At 56.0% G+C, this 13,594-nt stretch carries 11 protein-coding genes; 5 read left to right on the top strand and 6 right to left on the bottom strand.

Features of this window, described 5'->3' with window-relative positions; genetic code table 11:
• The first annotated feature begins 8 nt into the window (after window positions 1–8).
• From AC245Y_RS16725 to AC245Y_RS16740, 4 genes are all read left to right on the top strand, one after another.
• Window positions 9–893, top strand: coding sequence for a glycosyltransferase family 2 protein (locus tag AC245Y_RS16725; RefSeq protein WP_012758610.1), 885 nt, complete (start codon window positions 9–11; stop codon window positions 891–893).
• Window positions 890–1,870, top strand: coding sequence for a glycosyltransferase family A protein (locus AC245Y_RS16730; protein ID WP_012758611.1), 981 nt, complete (start codon window positions 890–892; stop codon window positions 1,868–1,870). Before AC245Y_RS16725 ends, AC245Y_RS16730 begins: the two co-directional genes overlap by 4 nt.
• Before the next feature lie 210 nt (window positions 1,871–2,080).
• Window positions 2,081–2,539 (top strand): glycosyltransferase family protein, encoded by a 459-nt coding sequence (locus tag AC245Y_RS16735; protein WP_012758612.1) that lies wholly within the window; start codon window positions 2,081–2,083, stop codon window positions 2,537–2,539.
• On the top strand, window positions 2,536–3,012 hold the full coding sequence (locus tag AC245Y_RS16740) for a glycosyltransferase (RefSeq protein ID WP_003561862.1): 477 nt from the start codon (window positions 2,536–2,538) through the stop codon (window positions 3,010–3,012). The genes AC245Y_RS16735 and AC245Y_RS16740 overlap by 4 nt, the downstream gene beginning before the upstream one ends.
• Before the next feature lie 45 nt (window positions 3,013–3,057).
• On the opposite strand, the gene AC245Y_RS16745 is transcribed toward AC245Y_RS16740, so the two are convergent.
• The 4 genes from AC245Y_RS16745 to AC245Y_RS16760 all read right to left on the bottom strand — a co-directional run bounded on the left by AC245Y_RS16745 (window position 3,058) and on the right by AC245Y_RS16760 (window position 9,074).
• A complete protein-coding gene (locus AC245Y_RS16745) occupies window positions 3,058–3,753 on the bottom strand; it encodes an SGNH/GDSL hydrolase family protein (protein WP_017994922.1) in 696 nt (231 codons plus the stop codon).
• A 143-nt stretch (window positions 3,754–3,896) separates the two neighbouring features.
• Window positions 3,897–5,204 carry an HlyD family type I secretion periplasmic adaptor subunit gene (locus AC245Y_RS16750; protein ID WP_012758614.1) on the bottom strand — a complete coding sequence of 436 codons (1,308 nt, stop codon included), beginning with the start codon at window positions 5,202–5,204 and terminating at the stop codon, window positions 3,897–3,899.
• Between the two features lie 15 nt (window positions 5,205–5,219).
• On the bottom strand, window positions 5,220–6,986 hold the full coding sequence (locus AC245Y_RS16755) for a type I secretion system permease/ATPase (RefSeq protein ID WP_012758615.1): 1,767 nt from the start codon (window positions 6,984–6,986) through the stop codon (window positions 5,220–5,222).
• A gap of 474 nt (window positions 6,987–7,460) precedes the next feature.
• Window positions 7,461–9,074, bottom strand: a complete 1,614-nt coding sequence (locus AC245Y_RS16760; RefSeq protein WP_012758616.1) for a right-handed parallel beta-helix repeat-containing protein — start codon at window positions 9,072–9,074, stop codon at window positions 7,461–7,463.
• A gap of 688 nt (window positions 9,075–9,762) precedes the next feature.
• On the opposite strand from AC245Y_RS16760, the gene rapA2 reads away from it, so the two are divergent.
• Window positions 9,763–10,461: a calcium-binding lectin RapA2 gene (gene rapA2, locus AC245Y_RS16765; RefSeq protein WP_012758617.1), complete on the top strand. Its 699-nt coding sequence runs from the start codon at window positions 9,763–9,765 to the stop codon at window positions 10,459–10,461.
• Between the two features lie 147 nt (window positions 10,462–10,608).
• Here the strand turns inward: rapA2 and AC245Y_RS16770 are convergent, their stop codons facing one another.
• Window positions 10,609–11,313, bottom strand: coding sequence for a hypothetical protein (locus AC245Y_RS16770; RefSeq protein WP_012758618.1), 705 nt, complete (start codon window positions 11,311–11,313; stop codon window positions 10,609–10,611).
• Complete coding sequence (locus tag AC245Y_RS16775; RefSeq protein WP_003561870.1) at window positions 11,313–13,589, bottom strand: polysaccharide biosynthesis tyrosine autokinase; 2,277 nt, start codon at window positions 13,587–13,589, stop codon at window positions 11,313–11,315. The genes AC245Y_RS16770 and AC245Y_RS16775 overlap by 1 nt, the downstream gene beginning before the upstream one ends.
• Window positions 13,590–13,594: the final 5 nt, after the last annotated feature.

The raw sequence follows: 13,594 nt of genomic DNA on the forward strand, positions 1-13,594 counted from the left end.
GCAGTAATTTGAAACTCTCGGTGCTCGTCAACAATTTCAATTATGGTCGCTTTTTGCGTCCATGCATCGACAGCGTTTTGTCGCAGGCCTATCCCGACTTCGAAGTGGTGGTGGTCGACGACGGATCGACGGACGATTCCCGTGAGATCCTTGCCTCCTACGGGGAACAGATCCTGACGGTGTTGAAGGAAAATGGTGGCCAGGCCTCGAGCTTCAATGCGGGTTTTGCGGCCGCAAGCGGCGATATCCTCTTTCTCCTCGATGCCGATGATGCATTTTTGCCGGGCAAACTCGCTCGTATCGCCGAGATCTACGATCGCAACGAAATCGACTGGTGCTTCGACCGGGTGACGACCGAGGAAAGCGACCAGCCTCCCGCAGAGCTGCAAGTGACGCTGTTCGACAAGCGGGACACGCTTCGCAGGGGTGGCTTTCCCTCGCTTCCGGTTCCGACATCGGGCCTGAGCTTCCGCCGCAATCTGCTGTCCCAGATACTGCCGATGTCCGTCGCGACAGACGTCGTCCTCAGCGACAATTATATCAAGTTTGCTGCTGCCTTTCTCGGCCGCGGCGCCATCGTCGAAACACCGCTGACGTTTCAGCGCATTCATGAGTCGAACCGCTACACCGGCACAAGCCGAGCAAAAATGCTGCGCCCGCGGATCATGATCGCGACAGGGCTGGAACTGGCACGCCGCTATGATGGGCTGCAGGCACTAGGTAAGAGCCTGGTGGCCGGCGGAATTGCCGAAACGACGTCGCTGCTGAAGCTCCGGGGCGAAGCTCGCAATACGGTGGCTGGCGGTCCGTTCGGCGATGCTGCCGCGACCGAAGTGGCCTTGATGGCGGCGCGTAAGCGTTTGGGAAATATGCTGCGGAGAGGACAGTCATGAATCAGCAAGAGACTTTTCCGCATTCATCCGTCAGCACAGAAGCAGGCGCCGCACCGCTGAAGATCGCCGTCGGCGTGCTGACCTATCGCCGCCTCGACGGGATTGCCAAGCTGCTTGACGTCATGACGCGCCAGGTCAGGCATCCGGGTCGCCCCTATCATCTTACCATGGTGATCGTGGATAATGATGCGGCCGGCAGTGCAAGGGCCACGGTAGAGAGTTTTGGCCAAACAGGTGCCTACGACCTGATCTACGTCATCGAACAAAACCAGGGCATACCCTTTGCACGCAATCGCGCACTGGATTCGGCACCTCCCGGCACCGACCTCTTCTGCTTTCTCGACGATGACGAATGGCCGGTTGACGGCTGGCTGGATGCGATGCTGGAGACACGGGAGAAAAACCGCGCCGATTGCGTCTATGGCCCCGTCCAACCGGTCTATCCCGAAAACCCGCCGGAATATTTCATCAAGGCAAGGGTGTTCGAGCGCAAGAAGAACAAGGACGGTCAACGCATTTCTTATGCGGCATCGAACAACGTCATGTTCGACTATCCTCTGATCCGCTCATGGAATCTGCGTTTTGAAGAGAAGATGCGCTTCACCGGGGGCACGGATTACCTTTTCTTCAACCAAGCCATCCGCCGGGGCATGCAGGTCTTCTGGGCTGACAAGGCGCTTGTCCATGATATCGTTCCGGCTAGCCGGATGACCTGGAAATGGGTATTGCAAAGACAATACCGCCTCGGCAATACCTTCGCAGTCAGCGAGGTCCTGCATGGCAACCTCAAGCGCCGGATCTATCGCGGCGCCTATGGCGCCTCGAGAGTTATGCTTGGGCTCTTCATGCTACCCTCGATCTTGATTTCACCCTATTGGGGCATGCGAGCCCTCACCCACGTTTTACGCGGCGCGGGCATGGTTAATGGGATTCTCGGACATGCATACCAGGAATACAAGCCCGATGCCGCTCTCTGATATTGTTTGCGCCCGCGCCCTTGGAAGAGTTCTGACCCTTATTATCTTCCAGCTGAAACATCACAAGTGATTGGCTGTCCATGAACTTCAAGGCTTCAATCAACCGGGCCAAAAATGGTACACTTCTATTGAACTATCGTGACACAATCGCTGTTCGAACAGAACGGCTTTCGCCCTTATCCATCGGTCAAATATAGGAGATGCCTGTCTATGACTGAGAAAAAATTGAAGGTTCTCGCTGCCTCGTCGGGAGGCGGTCACTGGGAACAGCTGATGGCCATGCGCGGCGCATTCGAGGGCTGCGATATCGTCTTCGCAACGACCATCCCCGGACTGCTTGCAAAATACGACATTCGGGGCGGACTAGTCCTTCCCGATTGCAGCCGCGACTCGATTGCCATGTCGATCCGGTGCTTTTTCACCGCCTTCTCCATCGTCATCAAGCAGAGGCCCGACGTCATCATCTCGACCGGTGCCGCACCCGGCCTTTTTTGCCTGCTGGCCGGCAAATTGACGGGCAAGCGGACGATCTGGATCGATAGCGTCGCCAATGTCGAGAAGCTGTCCCTATCGGGTAAATTGGCCGGCCATATTGCGACGCTCTGGCTCACGCAATGGCAACATCTGTCGAGGCCGGATGGCCCCCATTACGCAGGAGCTGTCCTTTGATCCTTGTCACCGTTGGAACGCAGCTGCCGTTTGATCGCCTCGTCAAGGCTGTCGACACGTTCGCAAACGAACTGTCGAAACCGGTTCTGGCGCAGATCGGCAAGGGCACCTACACGCCACAGAATATGAAATGGATCAAGAATATCGAGCCCAAAGACTTTGATAACGTCTTTCGCGATGCAAGTGTCATCGTCTCTCATGCGGGAATTGGCACTGTGCTTACGGCCAAGCGTTTTGGGAAGCCGATCATTCTCGTTCCTCGCCAGGCGGCTCTCGGCGAACACCGAAACGATCATCAGCTCGCCACGGTGAGCCAGCTCGTGGGCCGGCCGGGCATCTATGTCGCAAACACCGATGACGATCTCCGGAACTATCTGCTCGAAGAGCTGGATAGCCCATCTCACGAAGATTCGTCGGAAGCCGGTCGGGCTTCGCTGGTCACCTACCTGAAAAACTATATTACGACAGTCTGACCCCCAAGAGCCGTCATAGACTTTGACGCTGACGAGCGAATATTTTCATTCTCCGCAATTTTTGCCGGCGATACGTTTGATGAGTTCAGGCGCGATGATTTTGGAGGCCATGTCGGGCTGAGGATGCCCGCCATCAGGAATCGCCGTGGCCAGATCATCCGGCGTCAGACGCTCCCAGTTGGGCCGGTGGTCGACAAACTCCAGACCACGTTTTTCCGCCTCTGCCTGATGGGCTGAGACATAACTGTCGACAAAGGGACGGATCAGCCCACGCAATCCTGAAAATGGATTCATGGCCATGACAATGATCCGCGCTTGCGGCAGGCGCTGCCGGAGCTGGTCGAGGATATCGCCGATATTCTTTCGGCTTTGCGCAAGCGACACGAACCGATGCAATGTCGCATCGTTGGCATAGAGTTCAATCAGGATGATATCCGGCTGCGTGGCAATGACGCGATCAACTTGGGCAAGGCCCCATAGTGACGTCTCGCCGCTCTTTGCAACGCTCTCGACTTTCACGGGCCTTTGCAGGCAGGCTGAAAGCCCTGTCTCAAGAGCGGACTGCCATCCCCCGCGGGCCGTCAAGGATGTTCCGAAAGCCACTATTTTCAGCGGTTGTGGACTATCGGCATGGCCGCTTTTGACCGCTGAAAACGCCACCAGACACGCCAGAAACAGAACCAATCCATAAACCGGTCGCCTCGCAGTCGGCCCGGCTCGCCAAGGCAGCAAACACATCATGGGGAGACCTTGCAGCAGGCTTGTGACAATTTCGTGAAACGGCCGATCATGCCCTTTCGAGCAAGGCGAAACTATCCAACCTCACCTTGGCGGATGGCTGCTTTGGGACGCCGAGGATATTAACGACGTGAAACAGCCGCCAATCACTCCTGGCGAAATACGTGCTGCATCTGATCGGTCAGCGGCTTCGTCAGATAGGATATTACGGTCCGGTCGCCGATCTTGATAAAGACCTCGGCCGGCATGCCCGGATAGAGCTTTATCGTCTTCATCCTGGCAATGCTTTCAGCCTTCGGCTTGACGCGCAGCGGATAGTAACTGATGCCTGTGCGCTCATCCTTGACGATATCGGGCGCGATCGAGGTAATCTCACCGCTCACATCAGGCGTCGTGCGTTGATCGAAAGCGCTGAAACGCACATCGACGGACTGGCCGACGTGAACCTGGTCAATATCGCGGGTGGCGACTTTCGCCTCGACCATAAGTTCGTTATTTTCGGGAACGACGAGCATCAACGTCTGACCGGGATCAATGACACCATTGACGGTGTGAACCGAAAGTTCGTGAACTCGCCCCGTCAACGGTGCGGTAATGTCGAGACGGTGCAGCTGATCGAGCGCCGTTCCGCGGCGCTCTTCATATTCGGCGATCTGCGCCTCGACGTCGGTCAGGTCCTTTGCGATCTCCGAACGACGATCCTCATCCAGCTGGATCGACTGGCGATCGATCTCGATTGCCTTACCCTCGGCCTCCGCCTTAGCTGCGATTTCCTGGCCGCTATTGCCCTGGAGATCGGCGCGGGCGCGCTTGAGCGTATTCAAACGCTGAAGCGTGACGAGCCCCTTCTTGTAGAGCGTATCAATGCCCTCGAGCTCCTGTTCGATCAAGCCCAAGGCATCGTTGGTGGCATTGATCTGAACGACCAACCCCTTTACCTGCTCGCCCAGTTGGTCCTTGCGCGATGCCAACTGGCTCTTCATTCCGATAAGCGCCGTCCTGCGACTGTCGAACAACTTCTGCTCGCCATCGAGAAGCTTCGCCGCGGAGGTGCTGGAAGTCAGATCGCTGATGTTTTCCTCGACCTCGAACGAATCGGCGCCGATTCGTTCCGCCTTCAGACGGGCGCGGCGTGCATAAAGCTGAGCGAGCGTGCTTTCGACAATCGAGAGGTTCGCTCTTGTCGTCGTCCCATCGAGCCGTATCAGCACCTGCCCTGCCGTCACATGGTCGTTTTCGGAGACTAGCAATTCCGACACGATACCGCCTGTCAGGTGCTGGACCTTCTTGACATCACCGTCGACGACGATCACGCCCTCGCCGATGACTGCGCTCGAAAGCTCTGTCGTCGCCGCCCAACCGCCAATGCCGCAAACGAGGGCTATCGACAACACACCGACAACGGCAACATGCCGATTGAGGGAGCGTTTCGATTCACTGATAACTTTATTCACAATCTTCCCTCTGGCCTATTCGGCCGCATTCATGCCGTCGACCACGACTTTAAGCTGAGCCACGCGCTCGGCAATCGGCGTGCGCGCCGCTTCCGGCCGGCTGACCCTTGCGAGAACTTCCTCTTTGGGACCGAACGCGATCATGCGGCCATCCTGCATCATCAGCACGAAGTCGCAGACCGCCAGAACGCCGGACCGATGTGCGATGACAACGACAATGCCGCCGCGTGCACGCACGCTCATGATCGCGGCACTCAGCGCCCGCTCGCCTTCCTCGTCGAGATTGGAGTTCGGTTCGTCGAGCACGACGAGGAATGGTTCGCCGTAAAGCGCTCTTGCAAGCGCGATACGCTGCCTCTGGCCGGCTGAAAGCGCGGCACCACCTTCGCCGATTTCGGTTTCATAACCGTTCGGCAGACGAAGAATGAGATCGTGAACACGCGCCGCCCTCGCTGCGGCAACCACCGTCTCTGGCGACATTTCCTTCGCGAAACGGCAGATATTCTGCGCGACGGTCCCCGAGAAAAGCTCCACATCCTGCGGGAGATAACCAATATGCCGGCCAAGTGCGTCACCGTCCCACTGGTCGAGTGCCGCGCCATCGAGGCGAATGGATCCTCTGACTGTCGGCCAGATGCCCATCATCGCCCGCGCCAGCGACGACTTACCCGAGGCACTGTAACCAATGACCCCAAGCGCGCTCCCTGCCCGTAAGCCGAAGCTGACATCGGAGATGACCAGGCGCTGGCCCGCTGGCGGTCCGCTTGCCAAGCCCTCGACGGTGACTTGCTTGGTGGGAGCCGCGAGCGCAAGGGGGGCTGGAATCTCAGGAATGGTTTTCAGCAGGCTCGAAAGCCGCGCCCAACTCTGCTGGGCAGAAACGAAACCACGCCAATTTCCGATCGCCGCTTCGACAGGCGCCAGGGCGCGAGAGGTCAATATCGAGCCGGCGATGATAATTCCCGAAGAAGCCTGTCCTTGGATGACCAGAATTGCGCCGGTCGCGAGCGTTCCCGATTGCAAAGCAATACGGAAAATCTTCGACAAGGTGGCATACCCATTGCCGACATCCGATGCCTGCCGGGTGATCGTCCGGTATTCACTGTTCTTGCGGTCCCAGATCTCGGCCATCGTACCCGCCATGCCCATGGCGTGAATGACCTCGGAATTGCGGATCGAGGTCTGCGCAAAGGCATTTCGCATATTGGCGGAGTCAGACTGCTTTTTTGAGAGCGTACGCGTTCCCTGATTGGTCAGGAAGGTCAGAATGGCGAGAACCAGCGATCCACCGATCGCGATATATCCGATCGCCGGATGAAAGAGGAAGCAGATCACGATATAAAACGGCAACCAGGGCAGATCGAACATCGCCGTCGGGCCCATGCCGGACAGGAAGGTTCTGATCTGGTCGAAGTCGCGCAGCGGCTGAAGCCCGTCGCCGCCGATCTTGACCTTCAACGGAGCCTTGATCAGCGCCCGGAACACACGTCCGTTTACCATCTCGTCAAGCGCGCCGGCAACACGCACGAGCATCCTGCTTCGCAGAACCTCGAACGCTCCTTGGAAGACGTAAAGCATTAATGCAAGTATTGCCAGGACCGCCAGCGAGGGTATGCTTTTGCTGGGGATGACCCGGTCATACACCTCAAGCATAAAAAATGAACTTGTAAGATAGAGGATATTGATAAGCGCGCTTGCTATTCCAATGAAGACAAGTCCCCCCTTGCATTTCCTCAATGCTTTGGATGGCTCGCTGACATCAGCTGCTGAACTCTGAAACACGAAGTAATCCCTCTCTTACCGCATCGCACGAAAGCAAATATGCCCGCGCACACTCTAGCTCCGGGTCCATCACGCCCGATCAATGACACGACTGCCTTGGACCCCAACGGCGCCGGACCCGCTTGCAAGCCCACGACCTATTACATGAATCCAACCAAAAAGTGACCAAAAATTCCAATTTATAACGAGCGGTTTCAGGGATTCTGACTTGACGCTACGCTAAATATACCAACCTAAGCAAGTGAAAATCGCAAATCGCCCAACAACGGCGCAGAGGAATGAACGCGTGGCGCGCATATGGGCGACGTTTACTGAGGCATTAACTATAAATTCAATCTATAGTTCATTTTTCCTATGAACGGCGGAAATATTTTTTTATCCGCATCTCCCCGGCCTTCGACCGCCGACACCCCTTCATCATCAAGCTTTCAAGTGTTGAACAGCGGGGCCGGCGCTCTCTAAATTTGGCGTGATTCAAACCAGCAGGTGCGACGCTTGGCTGCTATGGAACGCGTCCACATTGATATACACGCCGAGCGAGTCGGTATCGATGTGAGAAGCGCCGTCAGAAATCTTGTATTGGAAGGATTCACTGACCTTTCCGCTGAGACCGGCGATTTTCACCGCATCGACGGTATAGGTGTAATCACCATCGCTCTCCACGTGGATGACGCCGTATTTCCCGGTCAGCGTCAGGCCATGCTTATCCACTGCACTGTCACCGAAGCGACGAAGCAGCACGGTTCCATTGATTGCGCTATCGTTTTCGAGAAGGTTGCCATGATAGGCGCTGCCCGTGTCCGTGGAGATTTTCAGGCTGTCATGGGCTGCGACAATCCTGGGAACGGCGACGGTGGGTGCGGTCGGAACCTGCGCTTCGGCCGCGGGCGCCGGAGTGCTTGTCTGCGTCGGTGTTGACGGTTCGACATACGGCTCCACAACCGGCGTGGTAGGCGTCTGCTCATTGTTGGACTGGGTGTTGCCAGTCGCAGCGTCGACTTCGGCCTGCGCTTGCTCCAGCGTCTTATTGTCGTTGATCGAGAAGGTGCTCTGGAGGACAATTGCGACCGGCATCGTCAACGTCGACACCGCGCTGTCGATGATATTATCATAGAAAGAGCCGGATGCAGGCCTGTCGACCTTCAGCGCCGAGGACGACAGGTCGTCAAAGACATTACCATAAATATCGATATCGGTGCGTGTATAACTTGGGTAACCTGCAGCGCTGATCGACACGCCCCAGACGCCGTCATGGATATAGTTTCCACTGATATCGTAATTTGTCGCATTGCCCTGATCGCCAAGGCCGATACCGTAGGACCAACTATAGCCGCCGTATCCCGAGATGTCGTTGTCGTGGATGGCGATATTCGTGCCCGCGTTGGCACCTATCCCGAAACCGCCGCCGATCACGGTGTTGTCCTCGACCGCTGCATCCACAGCCCGAACAAGCACCAGGACGCCCTTTGCGCTATTGGTCTCCGTCTGCTCTAGGTGGTTACCCTTGATCAGGATATTGCTGCTGTCGTTCAACTGAACGGCGTCTGCCGCAGCGCCCTGGCTGTTGATGACCAGATTATTAACGATGGTAACGCCAATCACTTTATCCATCCAGATGCCGTCTCCATTTACCCCGGAAATCTTGCTGTTCTCGATGGTAATGTTCTGGCTGCTCTGGAAATTGACGGAACCGGGCTTGCCGGCAAGTCCGGTATTTTCGACCTCGACGTTGCGGACGGTCCAGTTGGAGACATTTCCCGCATATATCGCCGCACCCCCGGTATCAGCAATCTTGATGTTCTCCACGATGATGTTTGAAGCCTTCGAGCCGTGGATACCGTCATTGCTGCTGTGAATAACCGGCGCATCGCCAACGCCGTAACTGCCAATTGTAATCGGAGAACTGACAGTGCCGGAGTATTTCAGGTCGAATTGCTCGTTAAACACGCTTCCGGCGGCAAGCAGCACGCTGTCTCCCGGCTTTAGCCTCAGGGATTCGACAGCGGAAAGCGTCGCGAAAGCCGACTGCTCGCTCACTCCACTGTTCTGATTGGATCCTGTTGCCGAATTTACATAGTAGACGGTCACGCCGTGATCTCCCAAAGATACTGGAAAATCTTTTAACCGCGGACCTCTCTCTGCCTGCTAAAATGGAACACTAAAATGCGTTCTATCTCGCGATAATTCTTAAGCTGACCACAAAACATCTTCATTTCTTGAATATTTTGCATTGCAACAAAATTGCGTCGCACAGTTAGGTGCGATGTTACCAAATATCTCTAGTGTAAATAAAATTACTCTCCACGCATCGCGTATTAGTTTACGCCAATTGCGCCTCGAGAGAAGCATTACTTGATAAACAAATGTTACAAAATCATGGCACCAGTTACTTCGTCGAAAAGCAGGCGCCGGTGCGGGAGCCGAAGCAAGATTGAGTTTTCACGCTGTAACCCATAGTGATTATATCAACATCTCATCTGCGCATCAGAACCGCAACGTATTCTTATAAATTGCCCCTGAATAAACATTCTTCTCCTCTGAAGAAACAGAGGTCCGCATCTGCCATTTGGCACTTTCACTTATTATTAACACAATAATTACCATGCGTTTCATCGCCTTATGCGTGTTACAGGTGTGTCATTATTGTACTATACACCCGAATATGTTCACTTGCTGTTAACTGCACCCTTGACTCTCTGTATTAAGATATCCTTAATCGACCAGCTCGCTAAAGGTCAGAATTGACTTAGCAAAGAATAATTCAAGGAGAGAACTGATGGCTGTTCACGCAACCGACGATAGTGCAACATTCCTGGAAACCGACGCCATTTCAGGAAATCTGCTTTCCAACGATTCATCCGATAACGGACACTTGTTCCTGCGCGCCTTCGACGGCGCGAGCGTAGGCGCCAAGAGCGGCAACAGCCAGGTCACCGAGATCCAGGGCGACTACGGCACCTTCTTCGTTAAGCCCGATGGCAGCTACACCTATGTGCTAAGCGATGCTGCCAAGGTCAACTTCACCAATGGTGAGTTGCTCCAGGAGAAAGTCGCGTACAAGATCTCCGACGGCAGCGGTCATACCGATGTCGGCCTGTTCACCCTGAACATTCAGGGCGTAACCCAGGTAAAGCCGATCGCGGTCGACGACCACTACAGCTTCACCGAAGGCGACGCCATCGGCGGCAACGCTCTGGACAACGACATTGCCGGCGACAATGGTCATCTCTTCCTCCGTCAGTTCGGCACCACGACCGTAAACGGCGACCCGAGCGCAACGACCGACGTCGCCGGCACCTATGGCACGTTCCATGTAAAAGCGGATGGATCATTCACCTATGATCTGGCAGTAGATGTTGCTCCGGGCGATCACGTCACGGAAACCATCCAGTTCTACAAAATCTCCGACGGCGAAGGCCACACCGACGCCGGTGTTCTGACGCTCAACATCAATGGCGCGGACGCAGAAGTCTGATCGTCAATAGCCAATCAAAAACACGCCCGCAGCGAAGACGGCGGGCGTTGTTTTGTGCAAGTTGAGTCGCGTCAAGAGAAAGAGCCATGGGTGCTCAGCCTGTTGGCAACGAACTCGGAACAGTCTTTAAAAACCTGTCTCGATGATTTACTTGCTGCAGCGCTGTCGGAACCGCGCCGTCGCGGCCTCTCCAACGCTCGTCCAGCTTCGATCGAAGATCGGGCGAAGCTGTGGGCTGATCTCTCTTATCGTGGCATTGACCCTGCAACGATCGCCCCGTTTCAGCATGGTCATGAGATCGCTATCGAGCGCGCGCGCTGCCGCGGCGAGTGTTGCATTGGTGAAATCGTTCCAGAAATAAAATCGCGTCAGGATCATCACCTGGTCATACGGCGCAAGCGCAACCGAACGCTTCATCATTCCCGCGATCGAGGCCGGCTCTTCCGCAATTGTCGACTGCACAGCCGCAAGACGAAGCCAAAAATTGCTGTTCGTCGGCATACACGAAAGCGCATGCCGCAGATATTGGCGCGCACTCGAGGCCGCAGCGGCCCAGCCGTCGTAATTGACATTGACGTTCTGCCGATCGAGTTGCGCCAGAACGAGGGTTACGCCAGCAGCCACGATGTCGGATCGGCAATAGTGTCCGTCAACGACGTCGACACTGCGCGACGCATATTTGGTCACGACATCATCCGCAACGGTCTCGCCACGCTCGATCCTTTCGGCGACGATCGAGATGCTGGCCGTTCTTATCGAAGCGTAGAGCTCTCGACCGGCCAGCACCACCAAGACGACGCTGACGATAACGAAGGCGATCCTGGTAATCGAAACGGACTGACTGCGGAACATCAGCTTTCGGTATAGTATCGCGAATAACGCTTATAATAGTATTCGCTCGAACCGAATGTCCGGTAGAGTTTCATCTGCGACGGGTCGACCTTGGTCAAGATAGTACCGACGCACTTCGCATAGAGTTCCGGCTCGGACAGCAGGGTCGACTGCACGACCTTGCGCGATGTCTTTCCCCACTCGATAACGAAAACCACCGCATCGAGTTTCGAATTGATAGCGCGCGCATCCACGACCGGCGCCAAGGGCGGTAGGTCGACGATAATATAGTCGAAGCTTTGACGCGCCGTTTCAAGAAGCTGATCCATGCCGCGTGAGGCAAGCAGTTCCGACGAATGCGGAACACGATACCTTGCCACCGTCGGCAAAAATGCCAGCTTTGTCTTGGGATCGAGAAGGATCAGGTCCTTGAGCGGACGGCTGTCGACGATCGCCTCGAGCAAGCCGGCCTCGGCATGGCGGCCGATCGCCCGGGTGGCACCGGGATTGCGCATATCGCCATCGATAAGCAGGCAACGCGCACCCTGCATTGCCAGAAGCTTGGCGAAATTGATGGATGTCGTCGACTTCCCCTCGCCAGGCAAGCTCGACACGACGCCGATGACCTTGCAGCGCTGATCGGCAGCACTGAGGTCGATCGCAATCTTGGCGCTTCGAAGCGTCTCGGCAAATGCCGAGAGTGGATGCTCCTCGACATAGGTCGTCGTCTTTCCGCCCCTGGCGATGCTTCGCGGATTGCTGGGATCAACGAGCGTCGGATCGTCGACGTTATTTTCAATCAGCGGCATGACCCCGAGAGACTCGACATCAAGCACGTCCCGGACATCATCGCCGGTGCGGAAGAACCGATCTCGGAATTCGCGGAAGGCCGCTATACCACTGCCAAATGCACATCCTACGAACATCGCGAAAGCAACAACGAGAGCTCTCTTCGGAGCGCTCGGCTTCGTCGGCGTCTCCGCCGTCGTGATGATGCGCGCAGCGGTAATCGGAAAGCTCTGCTGCTGAATTGCTTCCTGGTAGCGCGTCAAGAAGCTCTGATAGAGATTCTTGTAGGTATCGCGCGTGCGCTCGAGCTCGCGAAGCTGTACCTGCGTTTCGCCAGCCGTTGCGGCTACGCCCGTCGCCTGTGTAACACTGTCGCGCAAAGAGTTTTCCCGCGATTTCGCGACCTGCAGCTCGCTTTGGTAGCTCTCGGCGATGCGGTTCAACTCATCGAACATGAGCCTTTTATATTCTTCCATTTCCGCACGAAGCCGAACCGCCTGGACGTGATCGGGACCGAGCCGCGCCTCAATTTCGGTCTCAAGCTTGGAAGCCTCCAGATATTTCTTGCGCAGGTCGTTGGAAATGGAGCTGTCGAGCACATCCGTGACGATCGCATCGGTCTGCTTGGCGTCGATGATCGACTTGACGCGCGCATACCGTGCCTCGGCCTTTGCCGTCTCGGCCTGCGCATTGATCAATTGCGTATTGATCTCGGAAAGCTGCTGCTCGCTGATCAGCGTACCGGATCCGGCCTCGACAAGCCCATGCTCGCCGCGGAATTTCTGAACCGCAAGGTCGGTGTCCAGCGCCTGCTGCCGGAGTTCTTCGATGCGCTCCTGCAGCCATTGGCCGGCCCGGCGCGTCGCCTCGTATTTTGAATTGAGCTTGTCGACCAGATAGACGTCGGCGATCCCAGCCGCGATATCACGCGCTAGGTCCGGCGACTGCGCTGTATAACTGACATCGAGGACGTAGGAGCGGCCGACGCGTTCGACATCGATATTGCCTGCGACAGTCTCGGCAGCGCCTCGCCGCCTCATTTCCGGATCAGGTGCGACGGCTGCGTCATCGGCAAACCACGACCGAAAATTCATAAAGGATTTCAACGTTGAAACAGAAAAAAGCGAGCTTTTCGGTCCCATGAACTCCGGATTGTCGACGAGTTTCAGCTTGTCGACAACAGCATAGGCGATGGTGTCGGACTTCAACAGCTCGACCTGACTGAGGACAGTACCTTCGTCATCGTCCATCTGGCCGAACGCCGCCAGCTGGTTGATCACCTGACTATCGCTGCGGTCGATCAGCACGCTGGTGTCGGCGGTGTAGACAGGCACCGAAGTCAAGACATACACAATGCCGAGAATGGCAAAGGCGAAACCGCACGCCGCAACCATCCGCCACTGTCGGCGGGCGATTGCGATGAGCTTGTCGAAATCGATGAAATCAGCATCATTTCCGGTATCGCGGGAGGGGTCGATACGCGGCGTAAGTTTATCTGGCGATAGCAATTTCG

The organism is Rhizobium sp. SRDI943, from assembly GCF_057653695.1.